Annotated in this window: 18 protein-coding genes; 11 read left to right on the plus strand and 7 right to left on the minus strand. The window is 64.8% G+C overall.

What is annotated here, in order from left to right:
* Positions 1 to 67: 67 nt before the first annotated feature.
* From ACEUEL_RS10625 to ACEUEL_RS10635, 3 genes are all read left to right on the plus strand, one after another.
* Positions 68 to 727 (plus strand): hydrolase, encoded by a 660-nt coding sequence (locus ACEUEL_RS10625; protein ID WP_405704586.1) that lies wholly within the window; start codon positions 68 to 70, stop codon positions 725 to 727.
* A 95-nt stretch (positions 728 to 822) separates the two neighbouring features.
* A complete protein-coding gene (locus tag ACEUEL_RS10630; RefSeq protein WP_405704587.1) occupies positions 823 to 1,185 on the plus strand; it encodes a nuclear transport factor 2 family protein in 363 nt (120 codons plus the stop codon).
* Between the two features lie 185 nt (positions 1,186 to 1,370).
* Entirely contained in the window at positions 1,371 to 2,105 is a 735-nt protein-coding gene (locus ACEUEL_RS10635; protein WP_405704588.1) for a nuclear transport factor 2 family protein, read from the plus strand.
* Between the two features lie 70 nt (positions 2,106 to 2,175).
* On the opposite strand, the gene ACEUEL_RS10640 is transcribed toward ACEUEL_RS10635, so the two are convergent.
* Positions 2,176 to 2,790 carry a TetR-like C-terminal domain-containing protein gene (locus ACEUEL_RS10640; RefSeq protein WP_405704590.1) on the minus strand — a complete coding sequence of 205 codons (615 nt, stop codon included), beginning with the start codon at positions 2,788 to 2,790 and terminating at the stop codon, positions 2,176 to 2,178.
* A gap of 187 nt (positions 2,791 to 2,977) precedes the next feature.
* Here ACEUEL_RS10640 and ACEUEL_RS10645 point away from each other — a divergent pair, with 187 nt between their 5' ends.
* Positions 2,978 to 3,928: an AraC family transcriptional regulator gene (locus tag ACEUEL_RS10645; protein ID WP_405704592.1), complete on the plus strand. Its 951-nt coding sequence runs from the start codon at positions 2,978 to 2,980 to the stop codon at positions 3,926 to 3,928.
* A 177-nt stretch (positions 3,929 to 4,105) separates the two neighbouring features.
* Here ACEUEL_RS10645 and ACEUEL_RS10650 read toward each other — a convergent pair whose 3' ends face one another.
* Both ACEUEL_RS10650 and ACEUEL_RS10655 read right to left on the minus strand, forming a co-directional pair.
* Entirely contained in the window at positions 4,106 to 5,128 is a 1,023-nt protein-coding gene (locus ACEUEL_RS10650) for a homoserine dehydrogenase (protein ID WP_405704594.1), read from the minus strand.
* Positions 5,129 to 5,199: 71 nt separating this feature from the next.
* Positions 5,200 to 6,030 carry an alpha/beta fold hydrolase gene (locus ACEUEL_RS10655; protein WP_405704596.1) on the minus strand — a complete coding sequence of 277 codons (831 nt, stop codon included), beginning with the start codon at positions 6,028 to 6,030 and terminating at the stop codon, positions 5,200 to 5,202.
* A 578-nt stretch (positions 6,031 to 6,608) separates the two neighbouring features.
* Here ACEUEL_RS10655 and ACEUEL_RS10660 point away from each other — a divergent pair.
* Both ACEUEL_RS10660 and ACEUEL_RS10665 read left to right on the plus strand, forming a co-directional pair.
* Positions 6,609 to 7,229 (plus strand): glutathione S-transferase family protein, encoded by a 621-nt coding sequence (locus tag ACEUEL_RS10660; protein ID WP_405704597.1) that lies wholly within the window; start codon positions 6,609 to 6,611, stop codon positions 7,227 to 7,229.
* A 20-nt stretch (positions 7,230 to 7,249) separates the two neighbouring features.
* Complete coding sequence (locus ACEUEL_RS10665) at positions 7,250 to 8,776, plus strand: VOC family protein (RefSeq protein WP_405704599.1); 1,527 nt, start codon at positions 7,250 to 7,252, stop codon at positions 8,774 to 8,776.
* Positions 8,777 to 9,091: 315 nt separating this feature from the next.
* Here the strand turns inward: ACEUEL_RS10665 and guaA are convergent, their stop codons facing one another.
* The 3 genes from guaA to ACEUEL_RS10680 form a co-directional block, all read right to left on the minus strand.
* On the minus strand, positions 9,092 to 10,663 hold the full coding sequence (gene guaA / locus ACEUEL_RS10670) for a glutamine-hydrolyzing GMP synthase (protein WP_405704600.1): 1,572 nt from the start codon (positions 10,661 to 10,663) through the stop codon (positions 9,092 to 9,094).
* Positions 10,664 to 10,755: 92 nt separating this feature from the next.
* Positions 10,756 to 12,060, minus strand: coding sequence for an RsmB/NOP family class I SAM-dependent RNA methyltransferase (locus ACEUEL_RS10675; protein WP_405704602.1), 1,305 nt, complete (start codon positions 12,058 to 12,060; stop codon positions 10,756 to 10,758).
* A gap of 17 nt (positions 12,061 to 12,077) precedes the next feature.
* Positions 12,078 to 12,506 carry an MAPEG family protein gene (locus ACEUEL_RS10680; protein WP_405704604.1) on the minus strand — a complete coding sequence of 143 codons (429 nt, stop codon included), beginning with the start codon at positions 12,504 to 12,506 and terminating at the stop codon, positions 12,078 to 12,080.
* 256 nt (positions 12,507 to 12,762) lie between these two features.
* Between ACEUEL_RS10680 and ACEUEL_RS10685 the strand changes: the two genes are divergently transcribed.
* Positions 12,763 to 13,227, plus strand: a complete 465-nt coding sequence (locus ACEUEL_RS10685; RefSeq protein ID WP_405704607.1) for a low affinity iron permease family protein — start codon at positions 12,763 to 12,765, stop codon at positions 13,225 to 13,227.
* On the opposite strand, the gene guaB is transcribed toward ACEUEL_RS10685, so the two are convergent.
* Positions 13,209 to 14,699: an IMP dehydrogenase gene (gene guaB / locus ACEUEL_RS10690; protein WP_405704610.1), complete on the minus strand. Its 1,491-nt coding sequence runs from the start codon at positions 14,697 to 14,699 to the stop codon at positions 13,209 to 13,211. The genes ACEUEL_RS10685 and guaB overlap by 19 nt on opposite strands.
* Positions 14,700 to 14,990: 291 nt before the next feature.
* Between guaB and ACEUEL_RS10695 the strand changes: the two genes are divergently transcribed.
* The 4 genes from ACEUEL_RS10695 to ACEUEL_RS10710 all read left to right on the plus strand — a co-directional run bounded on the left by ACEUEL_RS10695 (position 14,991) and on the right by ACEUEL_RS10710 (position 21,137).
* On the plus strand, positions 14,991 to 16,406 hold the full coding sequence (locus ACEUEL_RS10695) for an MFS transporter (RefSeq protein WP_405704613.1): 1,416 nt from the start codon (positions 14,991 to 14,993) through the stop codon (positions 16,404 to 16,406).
* 304 nt (positions 16,407 to 16,710) lie between these two features.
* Complete coding sequence (budA, locus tag ACEUEL_RS10700) at positions 16,711 to 17,541, plus strand: acetolactate decarboxylase (RefSeq protein WP_405704619.1); 831 nt, start codon at positions 16,711 to 16,713, stop codon at positions 17,539 to 17,541.
* A gap of 125 nt (positions 17,542 to 17,666) precedes the next feature.
* Positions 17,667 to 19,343 (plus strand): acetolactate synthase AlsS, encoded by a 1,677-nt coding sequence (gene alsS, locus ACEUEL_RS10705; protein WP_405704621.1) that lies wholly within the window; start codon positions 17,667 to 17,669, stop codon positions 19,341 to 19,343.
* Positions 19,344 to 19,970: 627 nt separating this feature from the next.
* Entirely contained in the window at positions 19,971 to 21,137 is a 1,167-nt protein-coding gene (locus tag ACEUEL_RS10710) for a tyrosine-type recombinase/integrase (RefSeq protein WP_405704624.1), read from the plus strand.
* The last annotated feature ends 186 nt before the right edge of the window (positions 21,138 to 21,323 follow it).

Consider the following 21,323-nt stretch of genomic DNA (forward strand, 5'->3'; position numbering starts at 1 on the left):
CGATGCCAGTCATTCGATATGTCTGGGGCCGATTCAGTGTCTCCTCTCAACCAGAAAGGACGTAGTGATGACCTTTCGCAATGGGCTGCCCTCGCTTCTTCGCCCTGAAGACTCGGTTCTTGTGCTGATCGACCATCAGCCCTACCAGCTCGCCAATCTGAATAGCCACGACCCGCATATGGCGGTGAACAATGCGGCAGGCCTGGCGAAAGCCGCCAAGGTCTTCGGCGTTCCAACGATCCTGACCAGCGTGGTCGCGGAGAGGGGCGGCTATATCTTCCCCCAGGTGACCGACGTGTTTCCCGATGAGAAGGTCATCGATCGCACGTTGATCAACACTTGGGAGGACCCCGCGGTGGTGGACGTCGTCAAGGCCACCGGCCGCACGCAGCTGATCATGGCCGGCCTGTGGACGGAGGTGTGCGTCGCGATGCCGGCGATCCAGGCGGCCGGCGAAGGCTGGGATGTGACGGTGGTCACCGATGCATCGGGCGGCACGTCATTGGAGGCCCATCAGGTCGCCATCCAGCGCATGATTGCGGCCGGCGTCAACATGATCACCTGGATGGCGCTGGCGGCCGAATGGCAGCGTGACTGGGCCCGGATGGAAACGGCGCTCGCCATCAACGAGGTGGTGAAGCAGCACGCCGCCGGCAGCGGCATCGCCTATCTGTGGGAGCAGCAACTGCTCAACACGCCCGTGCCCATCACCCAAAGCGGACATTGAGGTCGGGTATGGCGAGGCGAGCCCCGCGGCATGCCGGGGACGACGTCGCCTCGCCCGCCACGCGCCCGCCCGAACCCGCCGCGAAGGAGGCGTCGATGGATTTCGAAACACTCATGCAGGCCAATCTTGATCTGGTCTTCGGCGAGCGTGATGCCACGCGGCGCCTATCGGCGATCCGAAAGATCTACGCTGACGACGCGGAGCTCCACGAGCCGCAGCGCTCGGCGCGAGGGCATGAGGCTATTTCGCACGCCGTAACAGAATTGCTCGAGCATCTGCCGCCCGATTTCGTGTTCACCGCGATAAGGCCGGCATCGGGCCATAACGGGGTCGGCCGCCTGCAGTGGCAGGCCGGCCCGGCCGGCGGTCCGGTCGCGGTCACCGGCACCGATGTCGCGCAGGTGGAAGGCGGGCTCATTCGAACCCTCCATGTCTTTCTCGATCAGCCGGAGAGCTGAACCATCATGAGGCGGTGAGCGGATTACGCACTGTCCGTCCTTCGGTCGGTTGCGGTTGCGCGTCGCCTCCCGCCGCGTTTTCCAGATGCGGCGCGCTCCGGTGCGCGTCTTCGTCGCGTCCTTGACCCGGCGCGCGTTCCGGCAGCCGGGCTGGATCGCCCTCACGTCAAAGGGAGGAAGGTTCAATGACCGGATCCGGTTTCCCCGTCGGGCTGCAAATGGACGTCGCCTACCCGGCCTTCCAGGTCAGCCTGACGCTGCTGTCGGCGACGCAGTTGCGGTTCGAGATCAAGGACGGGCCATTCGCCCGGACTGAAACCGTCGGGATTCAGGTCATTGCGCTCGGCAACGGCATCTTCGCCGTGAGCTGGAAAGAGGCGAGCGGGGCAACAGTGACGAATGTGCAGGACTATGACCGCGGCCTGGTCCATTCATTCGCGACATTGCCCGATGGGCAGTTCCTCCGCATGACCGGGACGATGTCGGTCACGCGCGATGCGAACCGGACGTCCGACGATCGTCCCCGGCGCAACAAGGCGCTGGTTCTGGAGGCGATGACCTCGCTGTTCCAACGTCACGACGCGTCGGCCGTGGAGCGGCTTTATGGGTCGGACTATATCCAGCACAACCCCACTATCCCCCAAGGTCGCGAAGCGCTGCGGACGCTCGTCGCCGGGATGTCGCGGGACGTATTCTACGAGCCCGGACTGATGATCGCCGAAGGCAGTTTCGTCGCCATCCACGGCCGCATCCGCGGCTGGGCCGATGAACAGCAGGTCGTGGTCGATATATTTCGTGTCGAGGACGGCAAGCTGGCCGAACACTGGGACGTGCTGCAGAACGAGGTGACGGCAATAGCGGCCGATGGAACCGTGTCGATGTTCGATCCCACGGAAACAACCCTCCTCGCCCGGGAATAGGCGCATTCCCCTGCCCTTCGGCATCCTGTACGGCAAACGGGTCTGGCGCCGCCCCGGTTCAGGCACTGGTTCAACAGGTCTTGATGGCGGCATCCAGAGCGATGACCAGCCTGTCGAGGTCGGCCTCCGTGAGGCTTTTCCCCCGGACGATCATGCGCGCATAGAGAGACGAAAAGAGAAGGTCGATCGCCAGCTCCCTGTCGAGGCCCGGGTGCAGTTCGTTCCGGGCAATGGCGCGGTCGAGCAGCCGATGGCCGAACTGTCGACGCGCCGCCGCAATGCCATCCAGCATCGTCGACAACTCGTTTGATCGGAGCCGCTCGGCGACCAGGTCGGGGATGATACGGCGGACCAGGGGATGCCGCAGCACCGTGCGCGTCGCGCGAAGATACGCACGGATATCCGCCTTCAGCGACCCCTGATCGGTGGAGCCCAGCCTCACGACCTCGACGCTGCGTATCGCTTCGCACGCGAACTCCAGTTTCGATGGCCACCGCCGGTAAATGGCCGCCTTTCCGGCACCGGCCCGCGCTGCAATTCTCTCCAGGCTGATGGCCGCGTAGCCGGTCTCTGCCCACTCCTCGAACAAGGCCCTGAAGAGCGCGATCGTCAGTTCAGGCCGGATGATCGCGGCACCGGTCGGCACTCGTCTGCCCAATTTGCGGTCGACACGGTTGCGTTCCATCCACGAATTTCCCATTATGGACGGAACGGTATCGTATCGACCGATCAGCGAAAAGTGTCGAAGCAATCTCGAACGAGCATTTTCGTCCCATGCGTGCGGCGACGGAAACGGGATGGCTCAGGGTGGCCGGATGGGCCTCTGCCCGGCCCAGGCCGAGAGGTGGCGACAGAGCGTAGGAGACACAGCGATGACCGCGCGTGCCTATTCGTCTTTTGCGCAGTGGCACCAGAACGGGCGACACTCCTCCTATGTGCGTTCGATGAAATCCCACGACGGAATCCTCGATCTTCTCGAGATCGAACGACCGGCTGGCGACATGTCCCGCCCGGCCCTGCCGGACATGATACTGATCCAAGACTTGCTCGGTGGCGGCCGTGTCAGTGGTGATCTGGGCGGGGGGCGCTTTGATGTGACCAGCAGGAAAGGCGACCTTACTCTCGCGGCGCCGACATTCGCTGCGGAGGTGATCAACGACTCGAGCCACCATCTTCGCAGCTTCGCCTTCCCGATCGGCGAATGGCAAGTCGTGCTCGACGAAGCCAGCGGCAGCCGGTTCTCCTTCGATAGCTTATGCCTCTATGGCCAGATTTTCGGCTCGCCGGCCATCCGTTCAGCGCTTCGGAACCTGTGGACGCTTTGTGAGGACGAAGGGACGCCCTCCCGATTGCTGGCGCGCGCCGCCGGCTGCGAGATCCTGGCCGAGCTGTGCCGGTTGGGCGGGCGATCATTCACACCGGCAAAAGGCGGCCTTGCCCCGTGGGCGGAGCGGCGCTGCCTGGAGTTGATGCAGGCACGGCTTTCGGAAGACATCAGCCTCGACGAACTGGCAGCCGAGGCGCGGCTCTCGCCCTTTCATTTCGCGCGCATGTTCAAGCAAAGCGTCGGCGTGCCGCCACGGGTGTATCTGACGCAACTCCGAATGGAGCGAGCCTGCGAACTTCTTGCGCAGACAGACCTCTCGGTCACGGAGATCGCGCAGGACGTCGGTTATTCCTCCAATCAGGTACTGGCCCGCGTCTTCGTCAAACATCGTCAACTCAGCCCCTCCGACTATCGCCGGGCGGTTCGCGATCCGGCGCGCCCGGATGGCACGACCGCGCGCGAGAGTGCGCTGGCGCCGTCGGTGACGAGGCAATAACCGGGCATGCCTGCTCCTCCGGCATGGCCCGCGCGCCACGGGCGGCGGCTGTCGCGGGATCACGTCTGCCCCATCGATGTAGTCGACGTCGTCGCGCGCCTCCCTCGGGGGACCGCGAAGCTGCCGAGGTCGTCAACGGCACGATGCGCACGTCCTACACGGCACGACGGGTGATCGCTATTTCCCCGTGCGTGAGCCGGCCTGCGCCGTTCTCACGGTCAGTATATGCTCGAAATCCTTCAGCGCGGCGGCGGCGGTGGCGAGAGGCTCGGTTCCGGATCCAATCGCGATCGTCTCGCCCATGGCGTCGGTGGTGATACGGATCGCCTTGTTCTTTCCGGCCACATGGGCCAGCGGGTCGCTCAACGGATAGGTCCGGACACCGACAGCGGCCCGCGTGACGCCGTCCGTGCGAGTGAGGCTGCCGACCAGCTTGGGGACGCGGCCGCGTTCCCGCCATGTGGCGATCTGCGCATCGGTTGTCGATTGGATGCCCTCGACGACGAGATCATCCATCTTCAGGTCGGCGTCGAGGCCGAAATTGGCGAGGATCAGCAGCTTGCTGGCCGTGTCCCAGCCTTCGGTGTCGTTGCGCGGATCGGCTTCGGCGAAGCCGCCCGCCTGCGCGCGGCCCAGCGCCTCATCGAAGCCGAGCCCCTGCCCCATCATGGCATCGAGCAGATAGTTGGTCGTGGCATTGAGGATACCTTCGATCTCGACCACTTCGCAGCCTTTCAAGCTGTGCTCGAGAAGATCGATCGTCGGCAGCGCGGCCGCGGCGGCGCCGCTGAGCTTCAGCATCGAACCCGAGGTGCGGGCCAGCGCACGCAGTTCCGAGCCGCTATGGACCAGCGCGCCCTTCGAGATGACGATGGCATCACGCCCGGCTGACAAGGCGGCACGAAGATAGGCCAGTCCCGGGCCGCCGGTGCGGAAGTCGCTGGGGCCGGCTTCGATGAGAATGGTGGCGCCGCTCGCTTCGATGAAATCCGGGCCGGATCGACCTGGCGCCAGCGCGTCCAGGTGTTCCGGTTCGAGCCCGTCCGGGTCGGCAAGACCGGACCGGGAGCCGCAGACGGCCACCAGGCGAACCTCGGCTCCATAAATCCGCCGGTAGCGATCCCGGCGCGTCAGGAGCAGGTTGGCCGTCGCGCGCCCCACGCCCCCGAAGCCGGCGATCGCGACCCGGATGACACTCATGCCGTGGTTCCTCTCGCTCCGCGCGCCGCCTCCATCTGGTCGAAGCTGAACGCCCGGCTTCATCGGCTATGTCAGGCGCGAATGAAGGCCAGGAGATCGGGGTTCACCACCTCGGGATGTGTGGCGAACAGGCCGTGGGAAAGGCCGTGATATATCCTCAGCGTACCGTCTTTCACGAGAGTGATCGCCTTTTCGGCCGAATTGGCGATGGGCACGACCTGATCGTCGTCACCGTGAATGATAAGAACGGGAATGGCGAGCGCCTTGAGATCCTCGGTGAAGTCGGTCTCGGAGAAGGCTGCAATGCAGTCGTAATGCGCCTTCGCACCGCCGGCCATGCCCTGGCGCCACCAATTGTCGATCAGGCCCTGGCTGACTTTCGCGCCGGGACGATTGAAGCCATAGAACGGCCCGCTCGGAACATCGCGATAGAACTGCGCGCGGTTCGCAGCCACCGCGGCACGAAACCCGTCGAACACCTCCATCGCTACGCCGTCCGGATTCGCATCGGAACTGACCATTACCGGCGGGATCGCTGCGATCAGCACGATCTTGGCAACCCGGCCACGGTCGGCGCGCGCCGCGTAGCGCGTGACCTCGCCGCCACCGGTCGAATGACCGATGTGGATGGCATCACGCAGGTCCAGCGCCCTGGCGATCGTCGCAACGTCTCGCGCATAGGTGTCCATGTCGTTGCCGGTGTCGGTCTGGTCGGATCGACCGTGCCCGCGCCGGTCATGCGCGACGACCCGATAGCCGTGCGACAGGAAGAACAACATCTGATTGTCCCAATCGTCGGCGCTGAGTGGCCAGCCGTGATGGAACATGATCGGCTGCGCGTCTGTCGGGCCCCAATCCTTGTAGAAGAGGTTCGTGCCGTCCGAGGCGGTGATGGTTGCCATTAACTATCTCCTTCAGAGGCGGGACGGATGCGTTCGCGCAAAAGCAGCAAGGGCCAGCAATCGGCGCCGTCGTCCGCGACATCCTCCGTCGCAACGAGTGCGCGATCGGGTTACCGTCCGGAACGTAGCGGGCTTCGAATGACATCGCGGCGCAGAAGCTGCTGCCGAGTTCCGATCTTGCGGATCAATCACCACCGCGGATGTCGCTCCGGGTATGTGCTCGACCTCGCCCGCACGACCGGGCACGGCGAACGAGCCTGCGGCCCTCCGCTGGGACTATGCGGGTTCGACCGGGTCGGCCCCGACAGTCTGGTCGTGTGTCACGCGTTCGAGGCCCCGCGGATCATGGCGGGAACGCGACCAATCCCCAGGCTCCGCCGCCTCGCGGCGCACGGGCGCAAGATCGGCACCTTCACCGCACGACATGCGACGTTCATGATGACGGGACATGCCATACCCCGACCCGATGCGCGCCATCGGCGTGCAGCGATCGTGCGGCATGGCGAGCCCCGGGTGGCTGCTGCCATGATGGATGGCGCTGCAGTTGCACCGATGCTGTGAACCCATGGGGAGCAAGGATGCCCACACTCTTCTACGCCGTCGGCGCGTGCTCGCTGGCGCCCCACGTCGCTCTGGAATGGATCGGCAAACCCTACGAAGCCGTGCGGGTCGACTACGGCTCCCGGGAGTTGCGTGAGGTGAACCCCGCCGGCGCCGTACCGACCTTTCGGGAAGACGACGGCTGGCTGCTGACCCAGTGCGGCGCGATACTCGACTATCTGGCGCAAAAGCACCCGGAGGCGGAGATCGCGGGCGGTGATGGCTTGCGCGCAAAGGCCGAGGCGCACCGCTGGTCCGCCTTCTTCACCTCGGACGTTCATGCCTCCTTCTGGCCGGTCTTCATGCCGTTTCGCTACACGACCGATCCGAGCGACGCGGCCCGACAGGCCGTGGTTGAAGCGGGGCACAAGCTGATCGCCAGGCAGTTCGGCATCCTGAACCGCCACCTCGACGGACGAGACTACATCCTCGATGGAGGGCGCTCGGTGATTGACGCCTATTCCCTCCCGATGATCCGATGGGCCATAAAGCTGCTGCCCGGCGGCCTGGAAGCGTACCCGCACGTCCAGGCGCTGCATGACAGGCTGGCTGCCGACCCGGCCGTGCGAACGGTACTCGCACGCGAGAGCGGCGGCTGATTTCCGGGGACTCAAAGGGAATGATGAGCGGCATCCACCACGTCACCGGCATCACGGCCAATGTGCAGGCCAACGTCGATTTTTATGTCGGCTTTCTCGGTCTCAGGCTCGTGAAGCAGACGGGAGGCTTTGCGGACGCCGAGCAGTTGCATCTCATCTATGGCGACGGGCTCGGTAGCCCCGGCTCATTGCTGACATTCCTTGTCTGGGAGGCCGCAGGCCGAGGTCGAACCGGCATCGGGCAGGTCTCGGAAGTGACGCTTGCCGTGCCGCCGGCCTCGATCGGCGACTGGCTGACCAAGGCCCTCACCGCCAATGTGCCGTTCGAGAGTCCTTCCCGTGAGTTCGATGAAACGGTTCTTCGTTTGAAGGACCCGGACGGATTGATCGTGAAACTGGCCGGCGTCGACATGATGACGCCGGCTCCGCTTCCGAACGCCCCTGCCCGGTTGCGTGGCGTCACGCTTCTCACCGACAGGCCGCTCGAGACCGCCGGCTTCGTGGCACGTTTCGGCTACAGGAACGGCGCGCGCGCCGAACACACGCAGCGGCTGGTGTCCGATACCGATATCGTCGATGTCAGGGAGGTGTCGGGCTTCCTGCCGTCCGTGCCCGGCGCCGGGGTGCCCGACCATGTGGCCTTCCGCGCGCCGGATGCCGACGCCGTCCGTGACATGCGGCTCTTGCTGATCGATCACGGGCCGACGGAAGTTCACGACCGAAAATACTTCCTCTCGCTCTATGTGCGCGATCCGGCCGGCATTCTCCTGGAATATGCCACCGACGGCCCTGGCATGACCGTCGACGAAGAGGCCGGCGCGCTCGGCAGCACGCTGTTCATGCCCCCGCGCGCGGCCGACCGGGCCGAGGATCTGAAGGCGATGCTGCCGCAATTCGCCCTGCCCGGCGAAGAACGATTTCCCGTCCGGGATCTTCCGTTCATTCATCGCTTCAACCGGCCGAAGGAGCCGGATGGCACGACCCTCGTGCTGCTCCACGGCACCGGCGGCAGCGAGGCCGACCTGATGCCCATCGCCCGCCGCATCGCACCGCGCGCGACGCTGATCGGCGTGCGCGGCCGCGCGACCGAGGAAGGAAGCAATCGCTGGTTCCGCCGGGTCGACGCCGCGACATTCGATCAGGCCGACATCCGCAGCGAAGCCGAAGCGTTCGAGGCCTTCGTCGACGGCGCGATCGCCGGTTACGGGATCGACGCGGGCAGGCTCACCTTCCTCGGCTATTCCAACGGAGCGAACTTTCTTGCGGCGGTGATTCAGCTCCATCCCGGCCTGGTGCGGCGCGGGATATTGCTGCGCGCCATACAGGCATTGGAGAACCCTCCCGCCGCGGACCTCTCGGACACGAGCGTGCTCCTCATCGAGGGACGTGACGATCCCTATACGGCTCACGTTCCGGCGCTGACGGATGCTCTAGCCAGCTGCGGTGCGCGCGTCGACTTCCAGCAACTCTCAGCCGATCATGAACTGACAGCTGCGGATGCCATTGCGTCAGCCGACTGGATTCTGCGCAATCTCGTCGCAACCTGACGCCCGCAGGACTTGCGGCATCAGCCGACAGAACGACCGCTGGACGGCGGCGCAACTCGCGTGCACTCCGACATCCGCCGGTCTTCCAAGTCATGAATGGGAAGCATCGATCACCCGGTTAGTCGACGCTGATGCCCCAAATCGCAAGCCGTAAACCCGCAGCCTCACCCGGCTCTCGGTGCGGGCCGGCCTGTGACACACGGCCGGTCCACGAAATAGCGACAACGGCTGCGGCCGGCGCCACGAACCGTCAGGAACCATACACGTCCGGAAGAACCGCCACCGAACTTAAGCTACCGCCGCCGTCCATAACCGTCACTCCCACTCAATCGTCCCGGGTGGCTTGGACGTTACGTCGTAGACGACGCGGTTGACGCCCTTGACCTCGTTGACGATGCGCGTGGCGACGCGGGCCAGGAAGCGCATGTCGAAGGGGTAGAAGTCCGCCGTCATCCCATCGACCGACGTCACGGCGCGTAGGCCGACGACATAGTCGTAGGTGCGGTAATCGCCCATCACGCCGACCGTCTTCACCGGCAGGATCACGGCAAAGGCCTGCCAGATGTCGTCGTAGAGGCCGTGCCGGCGGATTTCCTCCAGATAGATCTCGTCGGCAAGACGCAAGATGTCGAGCTTCTCGCGGGTGATCTCGCCCGGGCAGCGGATGGCGAGGCCCGGCCCCGGGAAGGGGTGGCGGCCGACGAAGATATCCGGCAGGCCCAGTTCGCGGCCGAGCACGCGGACCTCGTCCTTGAACAGCTCGCGCAGCGGCTCCACGAGCTTCATGTTCATGCGCTCGGGCAGCCCGCCGACATTGTGGTGGCTCTTGATGGTCACCGAAGGACCGCCGGTGAAGCTCACGCTTTCGATCACGTCCGGGTAGAGCGTACCCTGGGCCAAGAATCCGGCACCACCGATCTTCTTCGCCTCGGCCTCGAACACGTCGATGAACAGCTTACCGATGGTCTTGCGCTTCACCTCCGGATCGGTCACGCCTTCCAGCGCGCCGAGAAACATCTCGGAGGCATCGACATGGACCAACGGGATATTGTAGGCGTCGCGGAACAACGTGACCACCTTCTCCGCCTCGCCGAGGCGCAGCAGGCCGTGATCGACGAAGACGCAGGTCAGCTGGTCGCCGATCGCCTCGTGGATCAGCACCGCCGCCACCGAGGAATCGACGCCGCCCGACAGGCCGCAGATCACCCTGTCAGTGCCGACCTGATCGCGGATGCGCCGGATCGCCTCGTCACGGAAGGCGGCCATGGTCCAGTCGGACTTCAGCCCGACGATGTTGTGCACGAAATTCGCCAGCAGCCTGCCGCCATCCGGCGTGTGGACCACTTCCGGGTGGAACATCGTGGTGTAGATGCGCCGGCGCTCGTCGGCGGCGATGGCGAAAGGCGCGTTCTCGGAGGTTCCGATGACCTCGAAGCCCTCAGGCAGCACGGTGACGCGGTCACCGTGGCTCATCCACACGGGATAGCGCTCACCGACCTGCCACACGCCCTCGAACAGCGGGCTGGGGTGCCGGATCTCCACATCGGCCCGGCCGAATTCGGCCGCGTGGCCGCCTTCGACAACGCCGCCGAGCTGCAGCGCCGCCGTCTGCTGGCCGTAGCAGATCGCCAGGATCGGCACACCCGCATCGAACACCGCCTGCGGGGCCCTCGGGCTCCCTTCCCGCGTAACGGAATCGGGCCCACCGGAGAAGATCACGCCCTTCGGCTTCAGCCGCTCGAAGGCCTCGGCGGCACTCTGGAAGGGATGGATCTCGCAATAGACGCCGGCCTCACGCACGCGACGCGCGATGAGCTGCGTGACCTGCGAGCCGAAGTCGATGATCAGGATGGTGTCGTGATGGGCGGGAGCATCGAGCGTTGTCATGGCGGGCTTCTAGTCATCACCGGCGGCGGCGTCCAGCGTGATTGGGGCATCCCTGTCATTACAATGATGCGTGGCACTTGTCCGGTTCGCAATCACCGTCCGTCGCGCCGGAGCATGGCGAAGAAAAACCCGTCCGTCCCGGTCCGCCTCGGCGTCAGCAGCAGGCCCTCCTCGCCGGCGAGCGCGGCGCGCTTGAGCATCAGGCCGCGCTCGCCGAGCGCCAGCACGGTTTCCTCCGGTGGCATTACCCGGAAATCGGCATGCGCCCCGAGAAAATCGCGGATCTGGCCACCATTCTCCTCGTCGAGCAGGGAGCAGGTGACGTAGGCGATGCGCCCGCCCGGACGTACATAACGGGCGGCGTCCGCGAGGATCGCGCGCTGGTCGCGGATGCGCTCGGCGAGGGCACCGGGGCGGATGCGCCATTTGGCATCGGGATTGCGGCGCCAAGTGCCCGTGCCGGTGCAGGGGGCGTCGACGAGCACAAGGTCCATGCGGCCCTCGAGGTCCTCCAGCACATCCGCCTTGCCGCGCGGGGTGCGGACCTGGACATTGTGGACACCCGCCCGCTTCAACCGCTCGTGGATCGGCGCCAGGCGGCGCATGTCGGCGTCATAGGCATAGAGCTGGCCGGCATTGTCCATCAGCGCGGCGAGTTCGAGCGTCTTGCCGCCGCCGCCCGCGCACAAGTCCAGCACCTGCCCGCCGCGCGAGGGCGCGGCGAGGATGGCGACGATCTGCGACCCCTCGTCCTGAATCTCGACCAGCCCCTTGAGATAGGCCGGCTCGGCGGTGATGGGCGGCGCCTTGCCATCGCGCTCGAAGTCGATGCGCAGGGCCAGCGGCGACCAGCGCCCGGCGTGCGGGGCGAGATGGGCCAGCGCCTCGCCAGCCTTGTCCGGCGTTCCCCGCAGCGAGTTGACGCGCAGGTCCAGCGGCGCACGAGCCGCCAGCGCCGCGCCTTCCTCCGCACGCTCGTCGCCGAAGACGGCCGCCAGGTGCGGGTCTAGCCACTCGGGATAATCACCCAGAACATGAGCCGGCGCTCCCGCCGGAAAGGGCGCGGAGAGACGCTCACGCTCCTCCGTGCTCAGGGCAGCAGGCGCATGGCGCTCGCCCGAGCAGAGCGCACCGATCGTCTCGACATCGAGACCGCGTTCGAGACGAAGCATGCCGAGAAGAACGACGCGCGCCGTCTCGGCACCCATGCTCCAGGCCGATGAGGCCCGCCGCCGCAGCGCGTCGAAGACGAGGCCGCCGATGGCGGCACGATCGCCGGAACCGGCGAAGCGATGGGCGCGGCCCCAGTCCTTCAGCAGATCGGCCGCCGGACGCCGCTCCTTCTGGATCGACTCGAACACGTCAATGGCGGCGGCGAGCCGTGCGGCAGGCGTCATGCGGACACACCGGAAAGCTAGGGAACAAGGGGCGCGAACAGGATCGCCAGCGCAAATAGCACCCACATCAGCAACAGAACAGCCACGCCGACGAGATAGAAGGGAAAGCGGAAGCGGATATCGTTGGAGCCCAGATGCACGGCGGCATGGCCGATGCGGCTGAGGACGAAGACCCAGGACAGGACGACAAACAGCAGGTCCGCCTTTCGCGTGACCAGTGCCAGAACGACGATGATGTAGAAAAGCACCGGTATTTCGAACTGGTTGCGGAAAGAATTGCCAGCCTGGCGCACCTTTTCCGGCCAGACACGATCGTCGAGCAGCGCCTCATCGCCAATCTCGCCGCGGCGCACGGGTCCGAGCCGCCGCCGGCCCAGGACCACCAGGATGGCGAAGGTCAGCAAGACCTGGACGAACAGAGGCAGGAGAATTGCGGCAACGCTCATGACGGCTCCTCCGGCGGCATGACCGCCCATCGGCTGACGGATACCCGTCACCTCACAACGCTTTCTCCTCGCCCGCGGATCAGGGCGATGCAACAGATCGCCTCGCCGATCAGGATCAGCCGGGCCAAGGCCGATGGATGCGATGCCCCGGTCCGATGATCGACCTCAGACGACGGCAGAACGGCGGGAACTCTCCGCCCGCCCCGCCGTTCTGCCGTGCGCGGCACTCACGCCGGGCCAGCGAGGACGGCGTGTCATGACGGCGGAAATCCCATCATCGCCTGCGAACCGCAGGAACGAGCCGCATTCGAGCCGCGAGCCGGGCTCCCCCAAGAGATCCGCCTTCACGCGCTTCTCGCAGGCTGTCGCCAGTTACGCCGGCAAGCCGGCGACCTTCGTCGGTGCGGTGGCGATCATCCTCGCATGGGGTCTCAGCGGCCCGCTGTTCGGCTTCAATGACACCTGGCAGCTGGTGATCAACACCTCGACCACGATCATCACCTTCCTGATGGTGTTCGTGATCCAGAACAGCCAGAACCGGGACACGGCCGCCATGCAGATCAAGCTCGACGAGCTGATTTCGAAGCTGGAAGGCCCACGCGAAATCCTGCTCGATCTCGAAGAACTCGACGAGACCGAGCTCGAGAAGCTGCGGGCGGAGTTCGAGGCCATCGCGCGCCGGGCACGCGATGGCCGGCCGTCTCAGGCGGCGCCGGGATAGTTGGGGCTTTCACGCGTGATGATCACGTCGTGGACGTGGCTCTCGCGCAGGCCCGCGCCGGAAATGCGGACAAACTCGGCCTTCTCGCGGAATTCGGCGAGATTGGCGGCGCCCACATAGCCCATCGAGGCCCGGAGGCCGCCCGCGAGCTGGTGCAGCACGCCCGCGACCGGTCCCTTGTACGGCACCTGCCCCTCGATGCCTTCCGGCACCAGCTTCAGCGTGTCCTTGACCTCGGCCTGGAAATAGCGATCGGCAGAGCCGCGCGCCATCGCCCCGACCGAACCCATGCCGCGGTAGGATTTGTAGGAGCGCCCCTGGTAAAGATAGACCTCGCCCGGGCTCTCGTCCGTGCCGGCGAGCAGGGAGCCGATCATCGCGGTCTCGGCGCCGGCGGCCAGCGCCTTGGCGAGATCGCCCGAGAACTTGATGCCGCCGTCGGCGACCACGGGCGTATCCAGCGCCTGCGCGACTTCCACGGCGTCGAGAATGGCGGTGAGCTGCGGCACGCCCACACCCGCCACGATACGCGTGGTGCAGATCGAGCCCGGCCCGATCCCGACCTTGATCGAGTCGGCGCCGGCGTCGATCAGCGCCCTCGCGCCCTCCCCCGTCGCGACGTTGCCGGCGAGGATCTGGACCTTGTTGGACAGGTGCTTGATGCGGCTGACCTGATCCAGAACCTTGCGCGAATGACCATGGGCGGTGTCGACGACCACGAGGTCGACCCCGGCATCCACCAGCAGTTCGGCGCGGCGGAACCCGTCCTCGCCGACCGTGGTGGCTGCGCCGACCCGCAGCCGGCCCTGCTCGTCCTTGGCCGCGTTCGGATTGGCGACCGCCTTCTCAATGTCCTTGACGGTGATCAGCCCGACGCAGCGATAATCCGCGTCGACGACCAGCAGCTTCTCGATGCGGTATTGATGCAGCAGCCGCTTGGCTTCCAGCTGGTCGACACCCTCGTGAACGGTGACCAGCCGCTCCTTGGTCATCAGCTCGGCGACCGGTTGGGCCGGATTGGTGGCAAAGCGCACGTCGCGATTGGTGAGGATGCCGACGAGGCGCCCGCCGCGCCCGTTCGGACCGCGCTCGACGACCGGAATGCCGGAGATGACGTGCAGTTTCATCAGGGCCAGCGCATCGGCCAGCGTCTGGTCGGGATGGATGGTCACCGGATTGACCACCATGCCCGATTCGAACTTCTTCACCTGCCGCACATGTTCGGCCTGCACTTCCGGCTCGAGGTTCCGGTGCACGACGCCGAGACCGCCCGCCTGCGCCATGGCGATGGCGAGGCGCGATTCCGTCACCGTATCCATCGCCGAGGACAGGATCGGAAGGTTGAGCCGGATGGACCGGGTCACGCGGGAGCCGATATCGGTCTGCCCCGGCATCACGTCGGACAGGCCGGGCTTCAGCAGCACATCGTCGAAGGTAAGTGCTTCACGCACGAGGCCGTCTTTGATCGGCATCGCCAACTCCTGAATCACGGGCCCGGAGGCCGAAACACGGATGGATGGAGCGCTGCACCGCAGCAAAGCGCCCTGTCGAGTTGGCGAGGGCTCATACCACGGTGCGACCGGGTTTCCTAGTGATTCGACACCGTCCAGACCTGCCGGGAACGCATGGCGTCAGCACGGGTTACCGCTCGCCGCGCGGCGATGAACGGCGATAGCGAACATGCCCGATCAAAGCGCCTTGATCCCCTCGCGCACAGCCCTTCCGCCCTATATCAAGGCGCTTCCGCGTGACCGGGACCGCCCGTGAAAAACAGCCAGCTCGTTCCCCTCATCATCGCCTGCGCGCTGTTCATGGAGCAGCTCGATTCCACGGTGATCGCAACCTCGCTGCCGGCCATCGCGCGGGATCTTCACGAAGACCCGATCGCGTTGAAGCTGGCCTTGACGTCGTACCTCCTGAGCCTCGCGGTGTTCATCCCGGCCAGCGGCTGGGTGGCGGACCGCTTCGGCGCCCGGAACGTCTTCCGCGCCGCCATCGTCGTGTTCACCATCGGCTCCGCCCTGTGCGGCATGGCGGTGTCGCTGCCCGACTTCGTGCTGTACCGCATGATCCAGGGACTGGGCGGGGCCATGATGGTCCCGGTCGGGCGGCTGGTGATCCTGCGCACGGTGGCGAAGGGCGAGCTCGTATCCGCCCTTGCCTGGCTGACCGTGCCGGCACTGCTCGGGCCGGTCGTCGGGCCCCCGGTGGGCGGTTTCATCACCACCTATTTCGACTGGCGCTACATCTTCTTCATCAACATACCCATCGGCCTTCTGGGAATCGTCCTGGCCACACGCTTCATCGAGGATATCCGTGAGCGGGAGGTCGGCCCGTTCGACTATCGCGGCATGCTCCTGTCGAGCGTCGGGCTGGTGGGCCTGGTGTTCGGTTTCACGCTGCTCGGCCAGGAGCTCGTCCCGCAGAGCTTCGCCCCGGCCTCGATCGCCATCGGGGCCGTCGCCATGGCGTTCTATATCCGGCATGCCCGACGTACGCCCCGTGCCATCATCGACATCGGCCTCCTATCGATTCCCACGTTCCGGATCGGGGTTCTCGGCGCCTCGCTCTTCCGCGTCGGCATCGGCGCCATGCCATTCCTCCTGCCGCTGCTGCTTCAGCTCGGCTTCGGGATGACGCCCCTTGCGTCGGGTCTGGTCACATTCGCATCCGCCGCGGGCGCCATGACGATGAAGCTGACGGCCGCCCCGATCCTGCGTCGCTTCGGCTTCCGCCGCGTCCTGGTGGTGAATGCCTTCATCAGCAGCGCCTTCATCGGGATTTCGGCGCTGTTCGTGCCGGGAACTCCGGCTCTTGTCATCTCGGGTTGCCTGCTGTTGGGCGGTTTCTTCCGGTCGCTCCAGTTCACCAGTTCCAACGCCCTGACCTATGCGGACGTGTCGCCGGACGCGATGAGCCGCGCCACCAGCTTCGCGAGCGTAGCGCAGCAGGTGTCGATATCCACGGGCGTTGCCGTCGCCGCTCTCGTGCTGGAAACGCTGCGCGCGGCACGCGGCGACGATCAGATCCACGTCTCCGACTTCTCCGCAGCCTTCGTCGTCGTGGGAATGGTGAGCGTGCTGTCGGTGTTCTTCTTCCGCCAGCTTACCGATGATGCCGGTGCCGAACTTTCCGGCCGCCCGCGAGCGGTTCACAGTGAGGACGGACCGTCCGCGTGACGTCGTCACCGGCTTCGGAGCGGCACACCATCCGCCTGCCATAGCTCTTGGGGACATACGGCTCCAGCCGCGCCATCCGCTCGGCCGTCAGCCAGCACAGCTCACTTACATCCCGTCTCCTTGCGGAGCCTCAATCACATCACTGCCATCCGATTAATGTTAACTGACCCTAATGCTGCCCATCACAAATGGGATATTGATAGTTCATCGTGTGATGATACGTTGAAGATCACTATGTTCTTGTTTTCGAAACGCGTTTAGCGCGCAAAATCTGCCGGACGATGGATTTTTCGGGGAGTACAGATTGCCCCTCATCGAGATTGAGCTTTCGCTGGCCCTGAAGAAGGCGCTGGATGACGAGGCCGCGCGGAGCAACCAGAGCACGCAGTCCCTGATCGCCGAGATTTTGTCGCGGCATACGGATGTAAAGCTCCACACGGTCTTCCAGGTCTCGACCTCAGGGGCGCTCGTCGCTGGCGTGTACGACAAGGAAGTGACGGTCGGCGCCCTGCTCGAGCATGGCAATTTCGGGCTCGGGACCTTTGCTGGCCTTGACGGCGAGATGGTCGTTCTGGATGGGCACGTCTATCAGGCCCATGCCTCGGGCAAGGTGACCGAAGCCGGATCCGAGGTCGGCGCGCCGTTCGCCGTCGTGACGGAGTTCACGCCCGACAAGAACGGGAAAGTCGAAGCCGTGGCGAGCTTTGACGATCTTGGAGCGAAATGCGACTGCTTCCGGAGTTCCAACAACATTTTTCACGCCCTGCGCCTTCACGGTCGTTACAAGCGGATCAAGGCGCGCGCGGTAAGCCCTCCCGAACCGGGAACGAGCCTTGTCGAGGCCGCGAAAGCCCAGAGCGAATTCGTCTTCAACGACGTGACCGGCACGCTGGTCGGCATCTGGTCCCCAGCCTTCTCGGCCCAGTTCAGCGTCGAGGGCTACCATTTCCACTTCATTTCCGATGACCACACGCAGGGCGGCCATGTTCTAGACGTGGAAGCGGATTTCCTCGATCTCCAGGTCGAAACCCTGAATGATTTTCGCCTCATTCTTCCGGAAAGCGAGGAATTCTTGAAGGCGGATCTCAGCAAGGACATCGCGGCCGAGCTCAATTCCGCCGAACGATCCCATTGAGCCGCTATCGAGCCCGTTCCGGTGAGTTCCGGTCCATCGGATAAGCTCCTGATCTTTGTTTCCATGCATTTTTCACGTGAGCCGAAATCCGCTTCGCTCAAAAATGCTCAAGCTGGAGCCTCAAAATGTCCGACCCAAAGCGCCCTTCGCAGATCGGGGCCGATCTCGTGGTCCGCTCGCTCGAACAGCATGGTGTGAGCCATGTCTTCGGCATTCCCGGCGCCAAGATTGATGCGGTTTTCAACTCACTGAGCCTGTCCAAGATCGAGACCGTCGTCTGCCGCCATGAGCAGAATGCCGCGTTTATTGCCGGCGGCATCGGCCGCATGACCGGAAAGGCCGGCGTGTGTATCGCGACCTCCGGTCCCGGCGTCTCCAATCTCGTCACCGGGCTGGCCACCGCCAATTCTGAAGGTGACCCCGTCCTCGCGCTCGGCGGCGCCGTGGCCGTGGGCGAAGCCGACAAGCATCTTCACCAGACCATGGACGCGGTGTCCATCCTCAAACCGGTAACCAAATACGCCGTGAGCGTGGGTTCCACGGAGCAGGTCGCCGAAGTCATGGGCAACGCCTTCCGCGCGGCGGAAAGCGGCCGTTCGGGCGCGGCTTATGTCAATCTGCCGCTCGACGTGATGGCGGCGCAGGCGCCGCAAGCGACGGTCAACCTGCCAAAATTCGCCGGCCAGGGGCCGGCCGACCCTGCCGGCATCAAGGAAGCGGCAGCGCTCATCAGCAAGGCGGCCAATCCGGTCGTGCTGCTCGGCATGCTGGCCAGCCGCCCGGCGGCGGCGGCGGCGCTGCAGCCCTTCCTGGCAAGGGGCAATCTGCCAGTGGTCGGCACCTTCCAGTCCGCCGGAGCCGTCGGCGCGCTGATGTTCGACAATTTCGGCGGGCGGGTCGGCCAGCTCAACAACCAGCCCGGCGACCGGCTGCTGGATGCCGCCGATCTGGTGATCACGGTGGGTTACGATCCGGTGGAATACTGGCCGCCGGAATGGAATCTCGGCAAGAGCCGCACGATCATTCACATCGACGTCGTCCCCTGCACGATCGACGCCAATTACCAACCCTATGTCGAACTGGTGGGCGATATCGCGCAGACGCTGAATGCGCTCACCCCGCAAGTGAAGCGCGAGGGCCGTTCCGCATTGTCCGCGTCGATGCTGGAGACGATCAGCAACGAACGCAAGCTGCTGGCCGATGCGGTGGCCCGGAAGAGCGGCACGCCGATCCATCCGCTGCGCCTTGTTCATGCGCTGCAGCAGTTTCTCAGCGACGACGTCACGCTGTGCCTCGATATGGGCTCGTTCCATCTGTGGATCGCCCGTCATCTTTACAGCTTCCGGCCGCGCCAGGTCCTGATCAGCAACGGCCAGCAGACGCTCGGCGTCGCCCTGCCGTGGGGCATCGCGGCCTCGCTGGTGCGTCCGACCGAGAAGGTGCTCTCCATCTCCGGGGATGGCGGCTTCCTGTTCTCGGCAATGGAGCTTGAGACCGCGGTGCGCCTCGGCACCAATCTCGTGCACATGGTCTGGATCGACGGCACCTACAACATGGTCAAGGTGCAGGAGGAACTGAAATATGGTGGCCGCAACTCGGGCATCGATTTCGGGCCGATCGATTATGTCAAATACGCCGAAGCCTTCGGAGCGAAGGGCATGATGATCGACGCTCCGGACGACATACTCCCGGTGTTGAAGAAGGCTTTCGATACGCCGGGCCCGGTGATCATCGGCGTCCATGTCGACTATAGCGACAACGCCAAGCTCTTCGAGCACGTTTCCGAAACCGCCTTTCATTGACGGGGCGTCCATTCATGGCGCGGACGGCCGGGACGGTGACTGTGCAGTAGGGGTTCTGAAATCGCCTTGGCACCGCTGTCCATGAACTCGCCGCCGGCAAGGGCCGACATTCCGGTGCGCTGTGGCCCGCCTCCGACGTGCGTCAATCGCTTCAACCGGCGGGGAAAGGCGGGCAACTGGCGCGCATTCTGCAAGCCGTCTGCTCTGCTAACGATGGCGACATCCCGACGATCGACGCCTCGTCGATCCGCATTCACCAACATACCGCCAGCCTCGACCCAGCGCTGGGCGAGGCGGCGATCCGCGAGCTCGAAACGATAACGCCCGAGCGATCGCCCGAACAGGCGATTTCAGCGAAGCATCAAGAGGGGAAAAGCGCAATAAAATCAATTGGCTGGGGGACCAGGATTCGAACCTGGACTAACGGAGTCAGAGTCCAAAATTTGGACGTTTCGAGACGTTTCACCAAATCCGAAAATCGTACGTTTTGAACGATTTGCGTTGCATTTTGCGTTTCACGGCGTATCGATACGTTGCGTGTTTCGGCCCGATTTTGTGACACGATCTGTGACACGCTGGCCGATCGACACCAAACGGACCTCGATCGTGTGACACGGGAAGCGGACCATGGCGAAGCTCACGCAGGCGAAGGCAGACGCACTTAAGGCAGGTGACCGTCGGATCGTATGGGACGGCAACGGCCTCGGCGCTCGGATCACCTCAGGCACGGTTTCGTGGATTGTCGACTTCTCCGACCCCGCCACAGGCAAGCGCACCCGCCGCGTGATCGGGGAGGTTCACGGCGATGACCGGAAGCTCCTTGTTGAGGCCCGCGCCGAAGCAGCCCGACTGAGGGCGGGCGGAGCGGCAGCCGCGCCGAAGGCTGGCGGTGTCACGTTCAAGGAATGCTGGGAAGCTCTCCTCGATACGGCCCGCCTGAGTTTGAGCCCGGCGACGATCGCAAGCTATGAGCAGCGCATCGGCTATGTGCTCGCCGCTCTCGGCACCAAGGCGATCGCCAAGATTACCGAGGATGACGTCCGGAAGTGCATCTTCGCGCGAAAAGGTGAGCGCGACCGCACCTACGCGCACACCCTTATCCGGATGACGATCAATTGGGCGGTTAAGAATCGGCGCCTGCCCGCCAGCCACCACAACCCGGCTTCCGTAATCAAGAAGCGCGAGATGCTGGACAAGGACAAACTCAAGCCGTCGCGGGAGATCGAGCAGGCGGACCTTGCCAAGTTCGGACGCAAGCTCGCTGAGCAGGAGGCCAAGGGCTCGGTTTCACCGTGGCTGGCCGCCCTCCTCCGCCTGTCGCTTTTATGCGCCCTCCGGCCGGGCGAGGCGCGGACGCTGCAATGGGGAGACGTCGATATGACCGGCGGAACTATGGTCGTTCGCGGCAAGACGGGTGCTCGCAAGGTGTACCTGTCAGTTGAGGCTCGATCGGTGCTCGAGTCCGTGCCGCGCATCGAGGGTGTCGATTGGTGCTTTCCCGGCAAGCGCTATGGGCAGCCGATCCAGTCGGTGCACAAGGTCCTGCATGCTGTTCAGGACGCAGCTGGCGTGCCGCGCTTTCGGCCCTACGATCTTCGGCATACCTCCGCCACCGGCGCGCTGGCGGCTGGCGCTGATCTGAAAGCTGTTGCGGATCTGCTAGGCCACTGCGACACCAACATCACGAACGTCTACCTGCACGCTAGCGACGACCGAAAGCGCAAGGTCGCCGCGGTCGCCGGACGCCGGGGCGCCGTGGTGCTGCCGATGAAGAAGAGAGTTGCGAAACGCTGAAAAATACTGCAGCGTTGTTGCATCTGATTTCGTGCCGGCACTAGTCGGATCATACTCGAATCAGACGGGTCGACGTTTAACGCTCTGGCGCCGGCTCACCCGCAATCATGCACTGCCCGCTATACGGGTAGGAGCGACCACGTATCCGAGAGGATGCGAGGTCGCGCGTCTGTTGCGAACCTCGCA

The organism is Ancylobacter terrae, assembly GCF_045108345.1.
GTDB lineage: Bacteria > Pseudomonadota > Alphaproteobacteria > Rhizobiales > Xanthobacteraceae > Ancylobacter.